General features: G+C 68.2%; 22 protein-coding genes and 1 pseudogene. 9 read left to right on the forward strand and 14 right to left on the reverse strand.

What is annotated here, in order from left to right; genetic code table 11:
- Positions 1-56: 56 nt before the first annotated feature.
- The gene (locus VFC51_09100; protein ID HZT07174.1) at positions 57-2,462 is read right to left on the reverse strand and encodes a glycosyl hydrolase family 65 protein; all 2,406 of its coding nucleotides are present in this window, start codon (positions 2,460-2,462) and stop codon (positions 57-59) included.
- 352 nt (positions 2,463-2,814) lie between these two features.
- Between VFC51_09100 and VFC51_09105 the strand changes: the two genes are divergently transcribed.
- Together VFC51_09105 and VFC51_09110 are read left to right on the forward strand one after the other, a co-directional pair.
- Positions 2,815-3,396: a sigma-70 family RNA polymerase sigma factor gene (locus VFC51_09105; GenBank protein HZT07175.1), complete on the forward strand. Its 582-nt coding sequence runs from the start codon at positions 2,815-2,817 to the stop codon at positions 3,394-3,396.
- Positions 3,397-3,477: 81 nt separating this feature from the next.
- Complete coding sequence (locus VFC51_09110; GenBank protein HZT07176.1) at positions 3,478-4,260, forward strand: zf-HC2 domain-containing protein; 783 nt, start codon at positions 3,478-3,480, stop codon at positions 4,258-4,260.
- A gap of 9 nt (positions 4,261-4,269) precedes the next feature.
- Here VFC51_09110 and VFC51_09115 read toward each other — a convergent pair whose 3' ends face one another.
- From VFC51_09115 to VFC51_09125, 3 genes are all read right to left on the reverse strand, one after another.
- Positions 4,270-5,448, reverse strand: a complete 1,179-nt coding sequence (locus VFC51_09115; GenBank protein HZT07177.1) for an aromatic ring-hydroxylating dioxygenase subunit alpha — start codon at positions 5,446-5,448, stop codon at positions 4,270-4,272.
- 65 nt (positions 5,449-5,513) lie between these two features.
- Positions 5,514-6,182: a hypothetical protein gene (locus tag VFC51_09120; protein ID HZT07178.1), complete on the reverse strand. Its 669-nt coding sequence runs from the start codon at positions 6,180-6,182 to the stop codon at positions 5,514-5,516.
- A gap of 8 nt (positions 6,183-6,190) precedes the next feature.
- Positions 6,191-7,216: a hypothetical protein gene (locus VFC51_09125; protein ID HZT07179.1), complete on the reverse strand. Its 1,026-nt coding sequence runs from the start codon at positions 7,214-7,216 to the stop codon at positions 6,191-6,193.
- A gap of 101 nt (positions 7,217-7,317) precedes the next feature.
- Here VFC51_09125 and rfbC point away from each other — a divergent pair, with 101 nt between their 5' ends.
- Both rfbC and VFC51_09135 read left to right on the forward strand, forming a co-directional pair.
- The gene (gene rfbC / locus VFC51_09130) at positions 7,318-7,881 is read left to right on the forward strand and encodes a dTDP-4-dehydrorhamnose 3,5-epimerase (GenBank protein ID HZT07180.1); all 564 of its coding nucleotides are present in this window, start codon (positions 7,318-7,320) and stop codon (positions 7,879-7,881) included.
- Positions 7,882-7,910: 29 nt separating this feature from the next.
- Positions 7,911-8,018, forward strand: a pseudogene (locus tag VFC51_09135) (ribbon-helix-helix domain-containing protein).
- A gap of 201 nt (positions 8,019-8,219) precedes the next feature.
- On the opposite strand, the gene VFC51_09140 reads toward VFC51_09135, so the two are convergent.
- Genes VFC51_09140 through VFC51_09175 form a run of 8 tightly spaced genes read right to left on the reverse strand, consistent with a single transcriptional unit; the run spans position 8,220 to position 16,951 of the window.
- Positions 8,220-9,602 (reverse strand): cobyrinate a,c-diamide synthase, encoded by a 1,383-nt coding sequence (locus tag VFC51_09140; GenBank protein ID HZT07181.1) that lies wholly within the window; start codon positions 9,600-9,602, stop codon positions 8,220-8,222.
- Complete coding sequence (gene cobJ / locus VFC51_09145) at positions 9,599-11,476, reverse strand: precorrin-3B C(17)-methyltransferase (GenBank protein HZT07182.1); 1,878 nt, start codon at positions 11,474-11,476, stop codon at positions 9,599-9,601. Before cobJ ends, VFC51_09140 begins: the two co-directional genes overlap by 4 nt.
- On the reverse strand, positions 11,451-12,299 hold the full coding sequence (gene cobM / locus VFC51_09150; GenBank protein ID HZT07183.1) for a precorrin-4 C(11)-methyltransferase: 849 nt from the start codon (positions 12,297-12,299) through the stop codon (positions 11,451-11,453). Before cobM ends, cobJ begins: the two co-directional genes overlap by 26 nt.
- 7 nt (positions 12,300-12,306) lie before the next feature.
- Positions 12,307-13,029: a precorrin-2 C(20)-methyltransferase gene (gene cobI, locus VFC51_09155; GenBank protein HZT07184.1), complete on the reverse strand. Its 723-nt coding sequence runs from the start codon at positions 13,027-13,029 to the stop codon at positions 12,307-12,309.
- Positions 13,026-14,306 (reverse strand): precorrin-6y C5,15-methyltransferase (decarboxylating) subunit CbiE, encoded by a 1,281-nt coding sequence (gene cbiE, locus VFC51_09160; protein ID HZT07185.1) that lies wholly within the window; start codon positions 14,304-14,306, stop codon positions 13,026-13,028. The genes cobI and cbiE overlap by 4 nt, the downstream gene beginning before the upstream one ends.
- Positions 14,299-15,444, reverse strand: coding sequence for a cobalt-precorrin-5B (C(1))-methyltransferase (locus VFC51_09165; protein HZT07186.1), 1,146 nt, complete (start codon positions 15,442-15,444; stop codon positions 14,299-14,301). Before VFC51_09165 ends, cbiE begins: the two co-directional genes overlap by 8 nt.
- Before the next feature lie 60 nt (positions 15,445-15,504).
- Complete coding sequence (locus VFC51_09170; protein ID HZT07187.1) at positions 15,505-16,092, reverse strand: precorrin-8X methylmutase; 588 nt, start codon at positions 16,090-16,092, stop codon at positions 15,505-15,507.
- Entirely contained in the window at positions 16,010-16,951 is a 942-nt protein-coding gene (locus VFC51_09175; GenBank protein ID HZT07188.1) for a sirohydrochlorin chelatase, read from the reverse strand. Before VFC51_09175 ends, VFC51_09170 begins: the two co-directional genes overlap by 83 nt.
- Positions 16,952-17,061: 110 nt before the next feature.
- Between VFC51_09175 and VFC51_09180 the strand changes: the two genes are divergently transcribed.
- From VFC51_09180 to VFC51_09190, 3 genes are all read left to right on the forward strand, one after another.
- Positions 17,062-17,916 (forward strand): metal ABC transporter ATP-binding protein, encoded by an 855-nt coding sequence (locus VFC51_09180; GenBank protein ID HZT07189.1) that lies wholly within the window; start codon positions 17,062-17,064, stop codon positions 17,914-17,916.
- Positions 17,913-18,782, forward strand: a complete 870-nt coding sequence (locus tag VFC51_09185; GenBank protein ID HZT07190.1) for a metal ABC transporter permease — start codon at positions 17,913-17,915, stop codon at positions 18,780-18,782. The genes VFC51_09180 and VFC51_09185 overlap by 4 nt, the downstream gene beginning before the upstream one ends.
- Positions 18,783-18,859: 77 nt before the next feature.
- Positions 18,860-19,285, forward strand: coding sequence for a DCC1-like thiol-disulfide oxidoreductase family protein (locus VFC51_09190; protein HZT07191.1), 426 nt, complete (start codon positions 18,860-18,862; stop codon positions 19,283-19,285).
- Between the two features lie 26 nt (positions 19,286-19,311).
- Here VFC51_09190 and VFC51_09195 read toward each other — a convergent pair whose 3' ends face one another.
- Positions 19,312-19,725: a response regulator gene (locus VFC51_09195; protein ID HZT07192.1), complete on the reverse strand. Its 414-nt coding sequence runs from the start codon at positions 19,723-19,725 to the stop codon at positions 19,312-19,314.
- Positions 19,726-20,032: 307 nt separating this feature from the next.
- Here VFC51_09195 and VFC51_09200 point away from each other — a divergent pair, with 307 nt between their 5' ends.
- Positions 20,033-20,905 carry a metal ABC transporter substrate-binding protein gene (locus tag VFC51_09200; GenBank protein ID HZT07193.1) on the forward strand — a complete coding sequence of 291 codons (873 nt, stop codon included), beginning with the start codon at positions 20,033-20,035 and terminating at the stop codon, positions 20,903-20,905.
- Between the two features lie 13 nt (positions 20,906-20,918).
- Here the strand turns inward: VFC51_09200 and VFC51_09205 are convergent, their stop codons facing one another.
- Positions 20,919-21,335, reverse strand: coding sequence for a Fur family transcriptional regulator (locus VFC51_09205; protein HZT07194.1), 417 nt, complete (start codon positions 21,333-21,335; stop codon positions 20,919-20,921).
- Positions 21,336-21,468: 133 nt separating this feature from the next.
- Here VFC51_09205 and VFC51_09210 point away from each other — a divergent pair, with 133 nt between their 5' ends.
- Positions 21,469-21,945 (forward strand): Crp/Fnr family transcriptional regulator, encoded by a 477-nt coding sequence (locus tag VFC51_09210; protein HZT07195.1) that lies wholly within the window; start codon positions 21,469-21,471, stop codon positions 21,943-21,945.
- The last annotated feature ends 97 nt before the right edge of the window (positions 21,946-22,042 follow it).

Genomic DNA, 22,042 nt, shown 5'->3' on the forward strand with positions numbered 1-22,042 from the left:
CCTGGCGCGGGGTACGGGGGCGATCGGGCCTCTGGCGCAACCTCTCGAGCGGGGGCCTATCGCGCGAGCGCGGGCCTTCGGGACGATCGCCGGACTTTGCCCGGGCCTGTCGCCTGGCCACGCCGCGGCTCCTCCCCCCACGGACCGGTCCACGTTTCGCCGGCGGCGAGTCGGGTCGGGTCGCCCGTCGTGCCGACAGCCATCGGTTCGCCGCTGAGCAGCTGCACCGTGATCCTTCGCGGCTTCGCCGCGATACGCACCCGCAGCCGCCGTCCACGCCACTGTACCGAGTACGCCAGGGCGCCCCACTCGTCCGGCAGGTGCGGGGTGAAGCGAAGCCCATCCGGAGCCATGGAGAGGCCGCCAAAGCCAAGAACCGCCGCCTGCCAGAGCCCGCCATGCGTGCCAATGTGAATGCCCAGCGCGGCGTTCCCCATCGTGTCATCGATGTCGATCGCGGCGGCCTGCCGAAAATAGCGGAGCGCCAAGGCAGTGCGGCCCAGACGGGCTGCCACGAGAGCGTGAATGGCTGGCGACAGCGAGCTCCCATGCCCGCATTGCGGCTCGTAGTAATCAAAGCCGGCCTCCACCTGCGCCGCGGTGAAGCGCTCCCGGAGCAGCGCTTCCAGCATGACGACATCGGCCTGCTTGATGACCTGCGAGCGGCGTGTGCGCTCGGGCCCCAATAGGATGTCCAGGGGTTGCGAGCGCGGTGAATAGACCGCGAGATCGACCGGCTCGAGCCCAAAATAGCCGGCGAACTGCTCGACTACCGGGCCACCGGCGTCGAGGCCCGTCACAATATCGCGGGCAACCTCGCGCCAGTGGTCGATCTCGCGCTGCGTCACCCCGAGCCGCTTGCGCAGCGGCCGCCACGCATCCGGCCAGCGATCCTCCACCAATTTCACCGTGTCGACGGCGCGCTCGATGTTCCACTGGGCCATAAGGTTGGTGTACGCGCTGTCGTCGACATTCTCGTGGTACTCGTCGGGGCCGGTTACGCCGCGAATGTGACAGCGACCGTCCGGCTCCCGCTGCGCCCGGCTGACCCAGAAGCGCGCGGTTTCCAGGATGATCTCCGCGCCGGCCTCGAGCAAGAACGGAACGTCCTCGGTCGCCTGCCAGTACTGCCAGCACGCATATGCGACGTCCGCGCTGATGTGTTGTTCCAGGACGCCGGTGTTGATGGGCACGACGCGCCCGTCCGGGCCGACGACCTCTGCCGGCGCCGTCTCGTCCCCGCTTGATGCCGACTCCCACGCGTAGAGGGCCCCCCGATATCCGAGCCGAGCGGCCTTTGCCCGTGCGGCGGGAAGCGTGTGGTAGCGGTACATCAACATCGCCCGCGCCGCCTCCGGCCAGGTCAGCGTGTAGAAGGGGCCGGTGAAGATCTCAGTGTCCCAGAAGACGTGGCCCCAGTAGGCCTCGCCCGTCAGCGCCCGCGCGCCGACGGATACGCGCGGATCGTCTGGGTTCGCCGCGCTGTTGAGGTGATAGATGGCAAACCGAAGGGCGCGTTGGGCATCCAAATCCCCCTCGACGACCACGTCGCTCGCGGCCCATCGCTCGCTCCACGCGCGCACGTGCTCGTCGAACACGCGATGAATTCCATTGCGACGCGCCTTCCTGAGCAGCTCGAGGGCACGCGGACTCGCGTCGTCGAGCCCATCGCCTCGCACGAAGGCGACGAAACGCGAGAACCGCGCGGGCTCCGTCGATTGCCACTCCCACGCACCCGCGAATGAGCGAGATGGACGACCGCCTGCAGGAGATTGCCCGCCTGCGTGCAAACGCGCGTCGTGCGCGACCGCAAGCACTTGACCCGCGTTCTGCGTGCGCCAGACCAGGATGTTGGACCCAGCATGGAGCAGGTCCATCCACTGGGGCAGCTCTATCCATGCGCGCAGCGCCAGGCTGGTTGGCTGCTTTGGCTGCACCTCTGCCACCTGAACCGCGAGTCCACGGTCCGCGAATGACACCAGGCGCCCCGTTCGAACGACGATGATCCGGCCATGCGGATCGCGTTGGCTCCACTCCCGCCACAGTACACCGCGGCTGAGGTCGATGACGCGACGGTGATTCAGCGGCTCGCCGCGATCGATCTGAATCGGTCCGCCATCGGCCCAGACCTGGAGACGCATCCAGCCCGGCCCCGGGACGAGCGCCTCGATGGGGCGCGCGGCCGGCAAGACATCGTACAGGCCGGCGATGTAGGTGCGTGGGTTCGACTCGGCGGTGGGCTCTTCGACGGACCCGCGAACGCCAATAAACCCGTTGGAGATCGCGAGACGGGATTCGATGCTCTCCTCGCGGGCCGCGTCGAACCCGTCTTCCGCTATGGTCCAGGCCAGATCCAGATCCGTCGCCCAAGGTCCAAGAGCGAGAATCCTCGCTTCAAGGCCCTCGCCGTCAGAACAGCAGGGAGAAGGCGCCGTTCCGACCTTCGAGAACCTCTCCGGCACCCCGTCGTCGTTGGCGGTGATGCGGCCATACGATGTGTCTTGCGGGTTCTGCGGACGCGTTGCGTTCGGCTTGTCGCTATCGGGTGGCGGCGATGATCCCGGACCCTCGGCCCTGGAATGTATCTCCGTTTCGCCTCGCGCCATCGGCGCCTTTCAGCTCCTTCCGCTCTGCGCATCCGATCTATGCTCGGTCTGCGCGACTCGCCATTGAGTCTTCACGTTTATCATCGCTCGTTAACATCATATCCGGCGATAGCCAGCGCCAAAATGCATGAACTGAGCGCAGGTTGTGACTGGCGGTCGCTCGGCCCATGGTCGCAGGTGGCGCGCGCGTCTCGCGCCCGGGAGGACGGTGAACAACCCGCTCGTTGTCTTGAGCGAGGAGCGGTGGATTCGCGCGGCGCGGCAAGGCGACGTCGACGCCTTCAATCGCCTCGTCGAGGCCTACCAGGACATTGCCTTCGCGGTGGCTCTGCGAACGACGGGGCATCCGGATGACGCCGCGGACGCCACGCAGGAGGCGTTTCTCGATGCGTTCCGATCGATCTCCCGGTTCCGCGGGGGATCGTTCCGGGCCTGGCTCGTGCGAATCGTCGTAAACGCCTGCTACGATCTCCATCGATCGGCGCGCCGGCGCCCCGCCCTGTCTCTTGACGGTCTGCTGGAAGCATCTGACGCGGAGCCGTGGACTGACGGTAGTAGCCCAGACCCCGAAGGGGTCGCCCTGACCCACGAGACGCGCGCCGCGATCGAACGGGCGCTCGCCGCGCTTCCGGATGAGCAGCGCCTCGCCATCGAATTGGTCGACGTTCAAGGATTCTCCTACGAAGAGTCAGCGGAAGCTCTCGGCTGCGCAGTGGGCACGATTCGGTCCCGTTTGGCGCGCGGTCGCGCTCGCGTGCGGGACGTCCTGAGCATGGAAGGGAACCTTTGAACACCCGCGACCGTCTGCTTATGGGTCGGCATCGTTGGCGTATGCGCCGGACCCGCCGCTCTACGCAACGGGGGAAGACGAGTGGACGCTGACCACGCGACGACGGAACAGCTCTCCGCTCTCATCGACGCGGCCTTGCCACCCGACGAGCTTTCCCAGGTCGAATCGCACCTTGCGCAGTGCGAACGGTGCAAGAAAGAGCTTCGCGAGCTGCGACAAACCGTTGCGCTCCTCCGCGCGGTCCCACCCGCCGCGGCGCCGCGCTCCTTCAAGCTCCCGTCCGATGACGACCGCGCAGAGCCCCCCGGCCTGGAGAGAGCCGGCGGGGCGCTTCCTCGCGGCCTCCTTCGAGCGCTCAGCGGTCTCGCGGCGGCGCTCATGATCGTCGCCATCATTTCCGAGACCGGGATGCCGGGGGCGCCGCCAACCGCGCGCTTCGGGTACCCTGGCGGCGGAGCGGCATCCGGCTCGTCTCCAAGCGCCGCCGGGAGCGGCGCGGCGTTGGCCCCGACTCCCGCCGGGGCAGGCGATCAGGCGCCCGCGGCAGCCAAGATCCAGTCCCAACGGTCGGCGTCCGGAGCGCCGCCGCCAGCCGGCGCCGCCGACGGCGTGGTCGATGCCAACCCGGATTCCCGCGCGAGCAGGGGCGCCGCGGCGCCCCGGGAGCCGCCCGCGATGGGCCCCCCGACGTCGGCGACCACGAATGAAACGACGCGGAGACCGCCCTCGGATCAGTTCACGAGCCCGACCAGTGGGCCACCTCTCGCCGCTGGCTGGCTGGCAGCGATCGGGCTGGGCGCCGTCGCGATCGTGCTCCTGGTCCTGAGCTTCACCGCGCCCTGGCGCGCGCGCCGAACGCGGTGAGCCGTCGTCTCAGCGAGCCGCGCCGGCCAGCGGACGGGCCACGTCCGCGAGACCGCTGCCGGGCACACGACCGACGGTGTGCTCGCGCTCGATCACGATCATCGGTTCGTTCACTTCCGGGTCTCGGATCACCCCGAGCGGGTCCTGGCCCTGCGCCACCTTCTCGATGTTCTCCAGCAACAGCTTGCGGTAGAGCAAGACGCCCCGGTCCGACGTGACCGGGTGCTCGGTGGATCGATCGGAGATGGCGCCCTGGGTGATCCAGGCCATCATGTCCTGCCCCTTCGTGGTCTCCACGATCAAGCGCCCATCATCGTCCTGGTAGGGAAACTCCGAAACCGGGATCGTCTCCTGCGGAGGCGCGCCGGCTTCCCTGGTCGTGGTCAAATACCAGAAGTGCAGCGTATTCGCATCGTCGACGGGGACCCGTATCTGGAACGATGGACGTCCCACGTCCGTCAGGGTCAGGATGTTTGGGAACAGGACCGGATGGCCGATCCGCCAGTCGTCCGCCTCTTCAGTCTGGCCCTCCATCAACCGGCGCTTGATGATGCCGAATTCGAACACCTCGAAGTCGATTTTCGCGGTCTTGGGCATCTCTGGCATCGTCGGCTTGCCCTGCCGTCGGAGAACGAACCGTCCATATCGGTTGTGCAGGTGCTCGAAGTGCATGGGGTCCATGGAGTTCTCCATGGGCTGAAGCCAGTTGCACGGCAGGCGAGTCACGCCAATCGTTCGAACCAGGTCTTCTCGGACCAGCAGGTCCCAGCGGGGAAGAAGGGGCGCCGGCTCAGGTCCGAGGTAGGCCCAGACGAGGCCGCCGAGCGCCTTCACCGGGTAGCCGGGAATGCGGAGCGGGAGGACCGACGGCTCCGACGGCTGCTCGATGCAGCGACCCTCCCGATCGTAGAGCCACCCATGGTACGGACAACGAATGCCGTTTTCCTCGGGGATGCCATACGCCAGCGACGCGCCGCGATGGGCGCACCGAGCGCGCACCAGACCGAGCGCGCCATCATCGCTTCGATAGAGGGCCAGGTCCTCGCCCAACAGACGGACGCTCATGACCGGCTCGCGGTCCAGCTCGGCCGTCGTGGCGACCGGATGCCAATAGCGGCGAAGAAGCGCCCCCATCGGCGTCCCCGGGCCGACCTGGGTCAAGCGTGCGTTCTCTTCGGGCGTCAGCATCACATCCCCCTCCCGTCTGCGCTGGGCATCTACCTTACCACGACGGTTGGATGCCGGTGCGGCGCTCAGCGATCAGACGAATCGGCACGCCGACGAGCTGGGACGGGCGGAACGTGATCGCGGATGAGATCCGTCGCGGTGAGCCGATGAGGCGGCTCCACGATGGGCGCCTGGCGTCCGCTCCCGGGATCGACAAGCCAGCGATCTCCGCCCTCCGGAAGGAGAGCGTCGTCCACTCCGTGCAGCAGCCTCCGAACCCCCTCCACGTCTACGCGCTCGAGCCGCACCATGCGCCCAAAGCGATCGATGAGGGTCTGGGCCAGGCGCTCGGCGTCGGGTGGTTCGCGGTCGAGAGTGAGCGTGAGGACGGCCGCGTCGGGAGACAAACGCGCATCGAGGAGGCACACGCCAGCGCCAAGTGTGTCGAGGACGGAGGCCGCGATGAGGCTGGCATCGAGAGCCGCCGCCGCTTCCCTGCCGAGCGTGATCGCGTCCGCGGCCTCGGCGACACGGAGCGCGCGTCCCACTCGTGGCGGCGGCTGCTCAACCCGGGCTTGGCCGCTCCCGATGACGACGGTTGCGAGCCAGACGTAGGACTCGCCCGTGGGCCCGGTCGATTCCACCACCACGACGGTGCCCGGCGCCAGGGTCAGACCGCCGGCGTCCACAAACAGGACTCGCCCGCTTCGACCCCGTCGAACCCCAACAAAATCGAGCGCAGCGGGCTCGTGCACCGGCAGTCTCAGTCGAGGCCAGACCCGGCGGGGCGCGGGAGTCCCATCATGTAGGCCTCGAGCGCGAGCCGTGGGTTCGCGTTGTGATTGAGACCGTCCTCGACATCAAGCGTGCGCGCCAAAGCCCGGCGCACCGTGCTCGCGTCCAGACGTTCGGAAATCATCACCGCCTCTCGACGGATGGCCGAGGCGCATCGAGTGCCCTGAAACCCGTGTTGAACGAGGAGCGCGGCCTCCCATACCTCCGCCCAGATCTCGAGTACGTTGCGCACGTTCTCTGGATGGCTGCTCCATTGCTCCGAAAGCTCGTCGGCATACCGGATGCGGCTCAGGACGTCGCCATCCAGGGCGCCGCGAAGCTCCCGCGCGCACCGAACGCGATCCTCCAGGATCTCCGGACGGTCCACCGCGAGGATCGCCCAACCGGGCAGCCCGCCGCTCTCGGATGCGGCGGATTGCGCCCGGTCAGCATCGATCCCGCGCCCGCTGATGAGATGCTCCGCGATCACGGCGGGCGGAACGCGGTGGAGGGTGATGACCTGGCACCGAGATACAACCGTGGGGAGGAGGGCGGACGGATCAGCGGCGGTGAGCAGGAGCGTCACGCCGGCGGGCGGCTCTTCGATCGTCTTCAGAAGCGCCGTGGCTCCGTCTTCCGCGAGGTTCTCCGCATCTGGAATCAGGTACACCTTCCGAGTCGCCTCGAGGGGTTTGAGGGCGATGCCGTGGAGAAATTCGTGGACGTCTTTGATGGGTATGGTCTTCCGGTCGGTGGGCAGCGCCAGGATGCGCATGTCGGGATGCGCGCCGCGGGCGGCATGTCGGCAGTGGCGGCAGGTGCCGCACGCCGGATTCGAAGGACACAGGAGGAGACGGGCGATCGCCATCGCCGTCGCGAGTTTGCCGACGTGCTCAGGTCCGGTCAGCAGGTAGGCATGGGCCAGGGAGGAAGTCTTGATAGCGCGCGCCAGCGCGTCGAGAGCCCACTGATGGCCGATCAGCTGCGCGGACCCCTGGGCATCCGGGGAGGTCATAGGCGATTCTACCAGCGGCCCGGAGCGGCACGGTATAACAGCCAAATGTGACCCGTTCGCAATGAGCCTCGAACCGTTTCCCCGCGTGGCTCGGGAGGCATATGGCAATTCGGCGCTGCGCCATCGATGGCCTACTCATTATCGAACGCCCGACCTTCGCGGACGATCGCGGGTTTTTCCGGGAGTCATTCCGCTTGAACGAGCTCGTTGACGCCCTGGGACAGGCGCCGTGCTTCGTGCAGGAAAACCATTCGCGATCCCGGCGGGGGGCGCTCCGCGGGCTGCACGCCGAGAACTGGGAGAAGCTGATCTACGTGCCGCGCGGGGAGGTCTTCACCGCGGTGGCCGATATTCGCGCAGATTCACCGACGTTCGGAGCGGTCGAAACGTTCATCCTCGGCGAGACGAACCGGCTCAAGCTCTTTCTCCCGCGCGCGGTCGCCCACGGCTTCTGCGTGCTGAGCAGCGAGGCCGACTACGTCTATCAGGTGACGGCCTATTACGACGGGTCCGACATGCAGGCCGTTCGCTGGGACGATCCGGATCTCGCGGTGGCATGGCCGATCGCAGACCCCATCCTTTCGCATCGGGACCAACACAACCCGGCGCTTCGGGAGATTCGCCCGGAGCGGTTCGCGACGCCGAGGTCGCCGAGGCGAGATTGAAGAGCGCGACATAGATAGCCTGAACCACGATGAGAAAAACCACTCTGTACATCCCGGACCTTCTGCACGAGAGCCTGCGCGCCGCTTCTCGGCGGTCGGGTCCGCCCCAGGCTGAGATCGTCCGCGAGGCGCTCGAGGCCTACCTCGAGGCCAAGGGTCCGCCGGCGCTCGAGTCCCTGGATGCGGAGCGGTACCGAGACATCCCGCTCGGCTTCGCCGACGCCGCGGTCATCGCGGGCGCCGATCGCCGCGGCGGCGCGGTCCTGACGCTGGACATGCGACACTTCAGCGTCGTGGCGCGCGAGCGGCGAATCCGGGTCGTTCCGGGCTGGCGAACGTCACACCGGTGCGTCGACCGCGACGCAGCGCTCCACGAATCGGCGCGCAATGGCCGCGTCGTGGGCGAAGTGGACGTGTACGTACGACGCAAGCACGTTGTCGACGGCGTAGCCCTCGAGGCCGCCGCCACGCTCGGCGATTCGATACGCGGCTCGTTCGGGTGGGGCGGGAGCACCCAGAACCGAGTAGTGAAACTCGTGCCCCGTGACTTCGGCGCCGACCGGCAGCAGGGGGCTCGGGCGTAACGCAGTGACGGTCCGGTACCCGAGGACTGCGCGCCGCCACTGCATGGCCGAGTCGAGTGGAACGATGCCCGCCATGGGGTGCGTCCGTCCATCCAGGTCGACGAGCGACCTCCCCAGATACATCAGGCCGCCGCATTCACCGTAGATCGGGAGCCCCCGAGCGGCGACGTCGCGAACCGACGCGACCATCGGGGAGTTCGCGGCGAGCTGCGCGGCGTAGAGCTCAGGGAACCCGCCGCCCAGATATACGCCCCGCGCCGCCGTCGGCACGCGATCGTCCCACAACGGACTGAATGGGATGACCTCAGCGCCCCAGGCCGCGAGCAGATCGAGCGCGTCCTCGTAGTAAAAACTGAAGGCCAGGTCTCGCGCGACCGCGATGGCGGTGCGCGGCGCGAGGGGCTCGTCCGGATAGAGCCGCGCGCTGTTGGCCGCCGCAGGAGCTGGCTCCGGCGCGTCGGCAATCGACCAGACACGGTCGAGGTCGACCGCGCGCGCGGTCGCGGCCGCGAGGCGATCGAAGAACGCCGGAGCCGGCGATGCTTCCGCAGCCGGGACGAGCCCCAGGTGGCGCTCCGGGATCGACAGATCCGGGTCGCGCGGGAACGCGCCGAGGACCGGAAGTCCGGTCGCCTGCTGAATCGAGTCGGCCGCCCATCGCGCATGGTCGGCGCTGCCGACGCGGTTGAGAATGAATCCGGCCACCTTGAGATCCGGATCGAAGGCAACGCACCCGAGGGCGAGGGCTCCCGCGGTTCGCGACGTCTTCGCCGCGTCGATGACCACGACGACCGGCGCATCGATGAGCTTCGCGATCTGGGCCGTCGAGCCGGCCTCGCCCTGCCCGCCCCGGCCGTCGAAGAGCCCCATGACTCCCTCGACGATGGCGATATCGGCCGACCGCGCGGCTCGCTTGTAGATAGCGCGCAGGTTCATGTGGGGCACGAGCACGCTATCGAGCGTACGGGATGGGACGCCGGCGGCAGCGGTGTGGTGGCTCGGATCGATGTAGTCCGGGCCCGCCTTGAAAGGTTGGACGTGAAGGCCGCGCTGGCGATAGGCGGAGATCAGGCCACACACGACGGTCGTTTTGCCAACGCCGCTCGATGTGCCCGCGATGACGAGTCTCCGAGTCATGAAATCGCATACCCGCGGCGCGTGGTGAGCCGGCTGCCCGCGCGAACCGTGGCGCTGTTTCCGACGATGACGATGGTGAGCATGTCGATCGGACGATCGAGGAGGTGGGCCAGGTCTGTAACCTCGATTTGCTGATCCCGACGCGCGGCGTTGCGAACCAGGCCCACGGGTGTGCCCGGGTCCCGATGGCGCAGGAGAATCGCGTGCGCACGCTCGAGGGGCGCCCGGCGCCGTCGGCTGGCCGGGTTGTACAGCGCGATGACCATGTCGCTGGCCGCCGCGGCCTCGAGGCGACGCTCGATGACGGCGAGTGGGGTCATGAGGTCGCTGAGACTGATGGTCGCGAAGTCGCTCATGAGGGGCGCCCCCAAAAGCGCGGCAGCCGTGCTCGCCGCCGACACGCCCGGCACGATCTCTAGCCGCTCCAGCTCGTCATCGGCCCCATCCGCCGCCAGCAGCTCGATCACGATGCCGGCTGTCCCATACACGCCCGGATCGCCGCTGGAGACCAGCGCCACCCGCCGCCCATCGCGAGCCAGCGCGACGGCGAGGCGGCAGCGCTCGATCTCGGCGCCGATCGGGCTCCCGTGATAGGTGGCGTCCGGAAGCCACGGGCGAATGAGATCGAGGTATCCGTCGTACCCGACGACCGCCTCGGCCGATTCGAGGGTTCGGCGCGCGCGCTCGGTCATCTCGGATTCGGCCCCGGGCCCGATTCCGACAACGCTCAGCGCCCCGTTTCGAGTGCTGGCGCGGACCCGCGCGACGGCGACCGTCACGCGCGGTGTTCGTGTTTTGGCGGCGACCAGCTCGGCGCCGGGGCCAGCCGCGAGAAGAGCTGCCGGCTCGCAGACGGCCGGAGCGCCCACCGCTTCCGCCACGACAGCGGAGACGCCTGACGGCGCGGGAGCCGCGGCCAGCTCGGCGGGCTCGAAAAATCGGAGCGGCCGGCCGCGCCGCTCGGCGGCCTCCCGAATCCCGCGCTCCTCGCGCTTGGCGGCGATCGTCGCGATCTCGCGTACGCTGTTCACCGCGAGACGATGGCCCGCCAGAGTCGAACCGATCAGGTCGAGGATCTCCTCAGCGGTGGCGCCGCGAACGCAGCCGACGCCCACCGAGAGCGTCCTCGGTCGAAAGACGAGCGCGGGGCCGTCGCCCTCGAGCGGATGAATCCGATCGCTGATGATCAGTCGCGCCGAGAGCCGGGCGCCGTTCAGGGCCTCCACGCTGGCGTACCGGACGATGTTTCTCGGCGCCTCGCGCCACCACGCCTCGTCTCCCGCGTCCTGGTAGCAGCCGACCGGCTCGCCGTCGATGACCGCGGCGCTGGCTCGTGTCATGCCGCCGTCGTCTTCCAGCGTCCACCCCCAACGCCCGGCCATCAGGTCAAGCGCGATGGAGCCGAGGGCCTCAGCGGCCGTCGTGATGACAGGGCGCGCGCCGATCGCCGCGGCCACCCGTCGGGCGAGGTCGTTCGCGCCGCCCAGGTGCTCGGAGAGCACCGGCACGACGTGGGCTCCCGCCTCGTCTATGGCGATCACGGCTGGATCCTGGCGCTTGTCGACGAGCAGCGGCGCGACGAGCCGCACGACTGCGCCGACGGGGAGGACGCACACGAGCGCACGGTCCGCGGCGAACTCCTCCGCGACGGCTTCGCGAATGCCGCCTTCCGGGAAAGCGGTCGTCGGCGGCTGGTCGCTTGCCCCCGGCTCAGATAGGGCCCCGGGCGCTCGGACATCCCCGCCCAGGCATCTCTGGAGCCGACGAGCGATCTCCAGCCCGCGTCGGCTGACGGCGAAGATCGCCGGCCCCGGGCGGACGTTCGGCGCCCCTGGGACGCCGGCTGCGTCAGGCCCCATGACGATCGTCGCCATTGCTGGCGTCGGCGGCACGCGGAGCCGCGGCCTGACTGCGCTGACGCCGCCTGGCCTGGCGAAACAGATGCGTGTAGTCCCCGGCGTAGAGACGGGACCGGCGCCCGTCCGCCGCGTCTGAGTCCAGGGCCGGACCAATGAGAATCAGGGCCTGACGCGTCCACTTGGCTGCGCGGACCTTCGCACGGATGTCCTTCAACGTGCCCCGGACTATCTCCTCGTCCGGCCAGCTCACCCGGTACACCGCGGCGACGGGCGTCTCGGGCGGATAACCTCCGGCGAGAAGCTCCCGAACGACACGGTAGATGTGGGCGATGCTGAGAAAGAGCACGAGGCTCGTACCATGGGCCGCCAGGCTCCGCAGCGACTCACCGGGAGGGACGGGGCTCGCTCTTCCGGAGATGCGCGTCAGGATCACGCTCTGCGCAACGCTTGGAACGGTCAGCTCCACTCCGAGGGCGGCCGCCGCCGCGAATGCGGAGCTGACGCCCGGCACGATGGTCCACGGGACGCCGGCCGCGTCGAGCCGCGCGATCTGCTCATGGAGCGCTCCATAGATGGCCGGGTCGCCGCTCTGCAGCCTCGCGACCGTCTGCCCCTCCCGAGCGGCCGCGATCATCCGGTCCGACATCTCCTCCAGCGTCAAGCCCGAGCTACCGATCACCGTCGCGCCGGGGCGAGCCACCTCGCACACGCGGGGATCGACGAGCGAGTCTGCGAAGACGACGAGGTCGGCCTGGCGAACGAGCGACTGTCCGCGCACCGTCATGAGGTCGGGAGCGCCGGGTCCTGCCCCGATGAAATAGACGTGGCCGAGGTTCACCGGATCCTCACCGGACGCGCCGAACGACGAGCGTCGAGAAATAGTCGAGGCGCTGACCCCGAAGCTGTTCCACATCTCGGACGACGCGCTCGTCTGCGCAGCCGCAGCGCGAAACCAACACAGCCGCGTGGGAGTCGCCGAGCGCCGCGAGCGCGTCGAGCACCCGATCGAAGCGTCCCGCGACCTTGAGCAGGACGACCGTATCGAATTGGCGCAAGGTGTCTTGCAGGGCGCCGTCGTCGTACAGGGCGGGAAGAATCGCGATGCGCTCCTCCCCGTCGGCGAGCGGAACCCCCGCCGCCGCGGCGGCCGCGTTCACCGACGAAACGCCGGGGACGACGCGAATCGGCGCACCGGGCAACTCCGCGGCGAGGGCGGACGAGACGTGCATGAACGTGCTGTACAACGTCGGGTCGCCCTCGGTCACGAAAGCTGCGTCGCGCCCGACCAGTAGCTCACGCGCGATGAGCCGCGCGTTCTCGCGCCAGCGTTGAACCTGGGCCGGGCGCTCTCCCCGCATGGCAAAGAGCAGCTCCACGACCCGCTGGCGTTCGAGGTCGAGATGAGGTCGGATGGTGGCAGCGGCGAAGCTCTTCGCGCCCTCGCGGGCGATCGGGACGAAGACCGTCCGGACGCGCTGCAACACCCGCAGCCCCTTGAGGGTGATGAGCTCCGGATCCCCCGGGCCGATGCCAATCCCGTACAGGGTGCCAAGCGGCTCCTGGCTCACCGCGCGGCCCCCTCCGCCACGCGTTGAAGCGTGACCACGAAAACGGGATTGCGGGCCTCCAGGCGGGTGATGCCGGCCGTCACGGTCGAGCGCGCGACGCTGACCTCGACGATCTCGGCGTCCCAGCCGTGGGCGGCGGCCCATCGACGGGCCTGCTCCAAGTGCTCGAGGGCGACCAGGTTGGCGACGACGCGTCCGCCCGCGGCGAGCGCCAGGGCGACGGCGTCCAGGATCGCCTCCAATCGGCCCCCGCTGCCGCCGACGAACACGGAATCCGGTCGCGGCAGCGCCCCCAAGGCCGCGGGCGCCTCCCCGTGAACCATCGCGACGTTTCCGGCTCCGAAGCGCCGGCGGTTCTGTTCGAGAAGCGCGAGTTGCTCCCCGTCCCGCTCGACGGCGTATACGTGGCCGTGGGGAAGGAGCGCCGCTGCCACGATGGACACGGAGCCGCAGCCTGCTCCCACGTCCCACAGCGTGGCGCGCTCGTGGAGGACCAGTTTCGAGAGGGAGATGGCGCGCACCTCTGGCTTGCTGATGAGCCCACCCCGGTGGAGAAAGCGGTCCTCATGGATCCCGATGGGCCACGGCGGCGGAGTCGCCTCGCGCCGCAGCACCATGAGGTTGAGCGGCGCGAACTGCTGCCCGCGGATCTCGCTCAGCAGGCCGCAGACATGCCGCTCAAGCGGCCCGCCCAGATGCTCGAACACGTCAACCCGCACGTCCGCGTCTCCGGCCGCGAGCAGCGCTTCCGCGATGGCGGAAGGTGAATTTCGGGAATCCGTGAAGACGATCGCCGTGCGCGCGCGGAGGGCCCGCGGCAGGATCGCGTCGAGCGGCCGCCCGTGGGCGCTCAGCAGCGCGGCGTCTTCCCACGCGATCCCGAGCCGGGCGCATGCGAGCTGCGCGGCGCCGACGTTCGGCAGGATGCGCACGCGGTAGCGGCCGAGGCGCTCGGCCAACAGGGGGCCGATGCCGAAACAGTCGGGATCGCCCGACGCGAGTACCACCGTCGGGCGCGACTCGCCGCGAAGGCGTTCGACCACCTCGTCGATATTTGCCTTGAGCACGATTCGCTCGTCTCCGCAATCGGGGAAGAAGGCGAGGTGTCGCTCGCCACCCACGAGGACCGACGCTCGCTCGACGAGCGCCCTCGCCTCGGCGGTCAGGCTCGCGGCCCCCGCATCGGTGACCCCGACGACGCAGATGGTGGCGAGCGCCGGGTCGTGGACGGACGGCGCCGTTGCGCTCGCCGATCGTCGCCGCGACGCGTCAGCCATCGACCGACCTCGTGGCGGCGGTTGTGGACGCCCGTCCCAGCTCGTGGCCGTCGAAGTCAAACATGATGGCTTCCACATCGAGGGACCGCTTCACGTGCGCCGAGCACTGATCGACGACGCACCGGGCGATCTCGCGAAAGAGCGAATCGGGCCCCTTCTCCTGCGCCAGCTCCTGCACGTGCCGAGCGGTATTCGCGGACCGGATCTGTCGAGCGAGATCCTCGCTTGCGCCGCAGCGCGCGGCAAGCTGGGAGAGGAAGGCGATGTCCACCTGGTTTCCCGCGACGTGCGTCTGGAGGTGCCCCTGCGCGAGCTTGGAGAATTTCCCGATCATGCCGGCGAGGGTCACAGCTCGGACTCCGCGCTCCGCGCACCGCCTGAGGGCGCGGCCCGTGAAGATGCCCATCTCCACGAAGGCCACCTCGGGAAGCGGGATGCGCGCCATGGCGAATTTCTCGCTGCGGCCGCCGGTCGTGAGGACCACGTGGGTCTGCCCATTGGCCGCCGCGACGTCGATCGCCTCCTCGACGCTCGCCCGCCACGCGGCCGTCGACCAGGGGTGCACGATCCCGGTGGTCCCCAGGATAGAGATGCCGCCCACGATCCCAAGACGCCCGTTCAACGTTTTCTTCGCAAGCTCGGCGCCACGAGGCACGCGAATCTCGACGTCGAGCCCGCGATCTGCGAGGAGGTCGCCCGCGGCCTCGGCCACCGCCTCGCGGATCATTCGGCGCGGAACGGGGTTGATGGCGGGCCCGCCCACTTCGATGCCGAGCCCCCGGAGGGTCACCACCCCGACGCCCTCCCCACCGCGCAGGGTGATTCCCGGACCAGCGCCCCAGCCGACAGCGGCACAGATCTCCGCCCCGTGGGTCACATCGGGATCATCGCCGGCGTCCTTGATCACGGAGCACATCGCCGACCGCTCCTCAACCGCACAGGCGTGAATCGCGAACGTCGCGTCCACGCCCACCGGGAGGTGGATCGTTACGGAATCGACCGGCTGCTGAGCGATCAGGGCTTGGGTGGCCGCCTTGGCGGCCGCGGCGGCGCAGGCACCCGTCGTGAAACCGGTGCGCATCCCGCGCCGTCGCACGCTGACCCTGCCCCGCGCCTGCGACACGTCCGATGCCGTCACCGCGTAGGCCCCACGAGCCCACGTGTTGGGCGCCGTTTCGGTCGACCTTCCACGCGATCCTCACTCCTCATCATGGAAAATCGCTCGGCGGAGCAGCTCGTTGACCAAGGTGGCGGCGAGCGCTGCGCCGCCACGCTCCCCTTCGATAGTAATGAACGGCACCGGACGACTGACCAGCTCCGCCTTCGCCTCGGCCGCGGCCACGAAGCCGACGGGTGTCCCGACGATGAGCGCAGGTCTGACCGCGCCGGCGTCCACCAGATCGAGGACCGCCAGAAGGGCGGTGGGCGCGGTGCCGACCGAGACGACGCCCCCGTTCATCGACGCGGCGAGCGTGCGCATGGCGACGACGGCCCGGGGAAGCCCCAGTGCATGCGCCTTACGAGTGACCGATTCCCGATCGATGGCGCACGCGACACGACAGCCCAGGCGCCGGAGCGAGCCGCGATCGAGGGCAACCTCCAACATCCGGACGTCGACGACGATCGGGCAGCCGGCGCGGAGCGCGGCGATGCCCCCGGCGATGGCTTCGGGGTGCACGCGGACGCGCTCGGCGAGAGCGGGGTCACCGCTCGCGTAGACGACGCGACGAATGATCGCGCGCTCTGCCGGCGGCCACCGACTCAAGTCCCCGATCACGGCGTCCACCCGCTGCAGGCTCAGCGCCTCGATCTCCTCGGGCGCCCTCGCGTGACGTTCCACCAGGGTCCGGGGGTCGCGGTCCATGCTCCGTGGCTCCGATTCGAAGGTCTTCGATGCGATCCAGGATAAGCCGAACCAGATTCGGATGCACGCCCATGGGCTCACCGATCGCCAGCTCGATCCCCGGGTGATCCGCCACGGCGCTCGCGGCCTGGCTGGCGATGCGCTTGACCAGCACACCAGTATGGAGAAAATACGGCACCACGACGATGCGGCGCGCGCCCAGGCGGACACAGCGGTCGACGCCGAACGGCACCGTCGGCTCGGTCAGGCTCACAAAGCAGCATTCGACCAGCAGCCCGCGGTTGCGCTCCCACAGGAGCCGACCGATCTTGAAAAAGTCGCTGTTGGCTCCGGCATCGCTCGTACCGCGCCCGACCAGCAACATGGCGGTGCCGGCATCTTCATGGTCGAGAAGCTGCAAGCGGGCATCGCGAAAGCGTCCCTCCACGATATCGAGCAGCGCATCGGAGATTCCCAACGCATCCGACATCACGAGGCGCAGCGCTGGGTGGCGCGCTTGGGCATCCCGCGCCTCGCGGGGCATGTCGGCGTTGGTGTGGTTGGCATCGTGGAGCAGGACGGGCACCGCCAGGAGTTCTCGCACCCCGTCGGCGACAAGGCCATCGACCGCGTCCCGAATGAACGGGAGCATAGGCCCGCCGAACTCGAGGAAGCCGGCCTCCACTCGAACGCCGCCCGCCGCGGCGCGCACTGCCGAGAGGAGATCGACGAATTGGGCGGCCCCATCGAGGTCACGGGTTCCGTGGCCCATGAGGAGAACCGCCTGGGTCTTGCTCGCCATCCTTGCGTCCTATCGTTGCAGTTGCAACGGATTGCGTCTTCGATTCGTACAGGCTATGATAGCTTCCATCGCCACCGGTCAACCCATTCTCGATCTGGCACGGAGCGCGAATGGACTGGAGCCTGGCCGGCTCAAGTGAGCGGCCAAGACAACCCATCATCGAGCTGGACCAAGCGAGTTGCGGGTATCAGGGCACGACCGTCCTGCACGACGTGACCCTGCAGATCTTCGAGGGCCAGCTCACCGGACTGGTGGGTCCGAGCGGCGCCGGAAAGACTACGCTCCTCCGCACGATCCTCGGCCAGGTTCCGCTCCAAAGAGGACGCGTTCGGGTCATGGGCGATCTCGTGGGCCGCGAACCGCCGAAGGGGGTTGGATACGTCCCGCAGCTCGAGGCCATCAACTGGCACTTCCCGGTGACGGTGGAAGAGGTGGTCCTGATGGGACGCGCCGTCGGCGGCGGTCCGTGGCCGTGGCCGAGACGTGAGGACCGGGAATCGATGGCGCAGCTCCTCGATCGCCTCGGCATGTACCCGTACCGGCATCGCCACATCCGAGAGCTGTCCGGAGGGCAGCAGCAGCGAGCCTTCCTTGCCCGTGCGCTGATGCGCAGCCCGCGCCTGCTGATCCTCGACGAGCCGACGACCGGCGTCGACATCAAAACACGGCACGATATTCTCCACCTGCTCCACGAGCTGAACGCGGGCGGGGTCACCATCGTCCTAACGACCCACGACTTGAACGCGGTGGCGACGCACCTTCCGGACGTCGTCTGCCTCAACCATACTGTCGTCGCTCAAGGCCACCCACAAGAGATATTCACCCCTGACATACTGGGCCGCACGTACGGGGCTGAGATGCTCGTGCTTCGCCAGGACAACCTGATCGTCGTGGCGGACCGGCTCACGGCGGAACGGGAGACACCGAAGGAGGCCCAAACCCCCCAGCTCATCCCGGTACCGTGAGCGCGATTGCCGAGCCCTTCGCGTACGCATTCTTCGTTCGCGGCATCATCGCAGCCACCCTCGTCGGGGGGCTGTGCGGGCTGCTCGGGGTATTCGTCATCCTGCGCGGGATGAGCTACATCGGCCACGGGCTCAGCCACGCGGTCTTCGGCGGCGCCGTCGTCGCGTACGTGCTGGAGCTGAACTTCTACGTTGGAGCGGGGCTGTGGGGCTTTGTCTCCGCGCTCCTCATCCACGCCGTGACCCGCAAGCGGCAGATCGGCGCCGATGCCGCGATCGGCATCGTGACGACCGCGAGCTTCGCCATCGGCGTCGCCATCATCAGTCGAGCGCGACGATTCACGAAGAATTTCGAGGCTGCGCTGTTCGGAAACATCCTCGGAGTCACGAACGCGGACCTCGCCGTGCTGGCGTGTGTCACCCTTGCAACGATCCTCCTCGTGTTCTTCCTCTACAAGCAGCTCCTGTTCGTTACGTTCGACCCGGACGTCGCCGGCGTGTACGGAATCCCCGTGAACCGGGTCGACGCGCTCTTCGCGCTGATGCTCTCCGCGGGAATCATCGCGTCGATGCAGGTCCTCGGCGTGACGATGATCGCCGCCGCGATCGTTATCCCCGCCGTCGTCGCGCGCCTCCTCACCAATCGATTCAGCACCCTGCTGTGGCTCGCCACGGCCCTCGGCGCCGGGTTCGGAATCGCTGGGCTCTACGCGAGCTACTACCTCGACATCTCGTCGGGCGCGACGATCGTCCTCGTGGCAGCCGGCGGCTTCATACTCACGCTGCTGGCATCTGGGCTGCGCCGGCTTCCCAACCAGCGCGTGCGCCTCGATTCGTCGCGTCTCGTCTCGACGCCCATCGATTGACGCGGCAATGCGCCTCGTACAATTTCATCGAGCGGCCAATCTTCCCCGGAGCTGCGGGCGCACGGGCCGGAGGCGAGGTGAAAAGCGAGGCGAGGACCGGCGCCGACGTTCGCCTCCCCATCGTTTTCTTCGACGGCGAATGCGGCCTCTGCAACGGGACCGTCGACGTGCTGCTGGCCGTGGACAGGCGCGCGGTGCTGCACTTTGCCCCGCTCCAGGGCGTGACCGCCCGGGAGCTGCTTCCGCCTCTTCCGCCCGACGAAGCGACCTGGTCCATCGTATACCTGGACGAGCGCGGCGCCTTTGAGCGCGCAGATGCCGTCATCGAGATCTGCCGGCGGCTTGGGGGCGTTTTCGCCCTCGCCGTCGTCGGGCGTGCGCTGCCTGTGCCCCTGCGCGACGGCATCTACCGTGCTATCGCCCGAGGCCGGTACCGCCTCTTCGGCCGCCGCGCAACCTGCCGAGCGCCGAGCGAGCGCGAGCACGCTCGCTTTCTGGAGTGAGCGGCACGCGCCCCCGCCGAGGGCAGTTACGACGGGCGCTGTTGCGCGACCAGGTCCACTAACTCAAAGGATTCGAAGGGCTTCGCCAGGATCGCGTCCGCGCCGAGCGCGGTGGCCCAGCGGCGCGCGTGTTGCGCGGCCGTCATGACCACAATCTTGACGTCCGCTCCCCGATCCCGCAGCTCGCTCACAAACTCCGGCCCGTTCATGCGCGGGAGCCAGATGTCGAGCAGGATGAGCCAGGGCGAGCATCGACCCAGCACGCGCAGCGCGTCGACCCCATCGCGCGCGCCGACGACCCGGTAGCCCTCGTCCTCGAGTGTCTGCGCAACTGATCGCCGAAGTATGGGATCGTCCTCCACGACGAGGACGTCGCACTCGCGCGCACCTCTCGGCGTGTGCAGAAGAGTCACCAGACCGGACGGAAACACTGGGAGCATCAATTTCGGCACCTGGGTGAAAGATCAATGATTGCGAAACCATAGCAGAAAATTAAGAAAACGATAAGAAGGGGCGTATGCAAATAATTGCAAAGCATCGCAATTGCATGCCATTGCGAATATCTGTTATCTTCCGCTCGTGCACGAGAATCGCCCACGTTTGAGTCTCCTGTCGTCGTTCCGAGCGCGCGGCGCTCGAGTTCCTGCCGCCGCGGCCATCGTCCTGGCGGTGGTCCTGCCGATCGCGTGCGCGTCGCTCTGGAGCGCTCCCACTCTGTCCACCCCTCCGCGGCAACAATTGAAGGTCGTGGCGAGCGTCGCACCCCACGCGGATCTCGTTCGTGAGATCGCCGGCTCGCGCGTCGATCTCACCCAGCTCATTCCGGACGGCACCGACTCGCACACCTTCGAGCCGCGTCCGTCCGACGCGCGGGCGCTTCGCGAGGCCGACCTCATCGTTTTGAATGGCCTCCACCTCGAGGCCCCCACGCTGGCGATGGCCGAGGCCAATCGCAGCCCGCGATCGCAAATCCTCCTGCTCGGCGACAGCACGATTGAGCCGACGGATTGGATCTTCGACTTCTCGTTCCCGGCGTCCCAGGGCGATCCGAATCCCCATCTGTGGCTCAACCCGGCCTACGCCAAGCGCTACGCGGAGCTGATCGCGGCAAAGTTGGAAGAGATGGATCCGCCCGATGCGGCCTATTTCCGGGCCAACGCGGCGATCCTCGTCGATCGCATGAACCAGCTCGACGCGGCGATCTTCCAGGCGGTCGCCGCGCTTCCCCCGGACCGCCGCAAGCTTCTGACGTATCACGATAGCTGGGCCTACTTCGGCCGGCGCTACGGCATGGAGGTCATCGGCGCCATCCAGCCCAGCGACTTCTCGGAGCCTTCACCCCGTGAGGTGGCCGTCCTCGTGGACCAGATCCGTGCCAACCAGGTGCCGGCCATTTTCGGCTCGGAAGTCTATCCATCCACCGTGTTGGAGGTCATCGGACGAGAGACCGGTGCCCGCTACGTCGACAAGCTGCGGGACGACGAGCTGCCAGGTGACCCGACGAGCCCCAGCCACACGTATCTCGGCCTCATGCTCGAAGACATGCGCGTGATGTTCGGCGCGCTGGGCGGGCCCATCGACATGTTTGACGGGATCGATCCGAGCCCGGTCGCCGGCTGAGCCCGCCGGCCCGCTACGCCGTTCGACAGGTGCTACAGAGGCCGATGATGGCGAAGTGCGCGAAGTGCGCGTCGAACCCGTACCGCTCGCGCAGCTCGTGGGCGAGCGGCTCGAGGAGTTGCAGGTCCAGCGCCAGCTCCGCCCCGCATCGCTCGCACACGAGGTGTTGGTGCTGCGCCTCCTCCGCCCGATGCCACTTGGCTACGCCGTCGTGGATGTGCGTATGGGTGACGAGCCCCTCCTGCTCGAGCAGCTCCAGCGTGCGATACACCGTGGACACGTTGACCTGAGGAAATCGGCCGTGGATCCGACGGTACACGTCGTCCACCGCGATGTGACCGGAGATGGATTCCAGAGTGTCCAGGATGATCTCGCGCTGCAGGGTGAGGCGGTGCCCCCGCTCCCGCAGAGTCGCGCTTAACTGTCCCATCCTGACCTTCGCCCGGCAATCACGCCGGTTGGGCCATTATAGCGCGACATTTTTTCGAGCTAGTTTGAACGCGGGACACCGGCGACCGTGTAACACTTGACATTCGCGGATTGGCGAAGCAAAATCCCGCGTTATGGCAGAAGCGGTCATCGCTCCGTCCGAACACTGGCTTTTTGCGGGCGTCCCCGAAGGTGTCCTCCGGCCGGCCATCGAGGCGGGGCACGAAAGCCGATTTCTCCCGGGCGAGGTCATCTTCCACGAGGGCGACGAGGCCGACGGTCTCTATTTGCTGACGGCAGGCGCGGCTCGCGTCGCGGCCATGGGGGACGACGGAGAAACGTTCCTCGCGATCGTGAAGGCGAACGAGGTTCTCGGAGAGATGGGCGTCCTCGACGGGGAGCGTCGCTCCGGTACCGCCACCGCCATCTCGATGTGCGCCACCTACTTCATCCCCAGCGAGCCGTTTCTCGATCTGCTCGAAACCTCGAGCGCTGTCTGCATGCGCCTGCTCGCGCTCCTCACCCAGCGTCTGCGGAGGGCAAACGGCCGGCTCGGCGAGCTGCCGCCGACGACGACCGTGGGCGTGGAAGAGCTGTCGCCCGAAGCCTGATCCGGACGACGCGGGAGGCTCGACCGTCGGGCCCAAGATCGCCTGGGGAGCAGGCCGACGCCGGCGCCCGTCAGGTCCGTCGAGCCCGAACCACTTC

Source organism: Chloroflexota bacterium (assembly GCA_035652535.1).
Classification (GTDB): domain Bacteria; phylum Chloroflexota; class UBA6077; order UBA6077; family SHYK01; genus DASRDP01.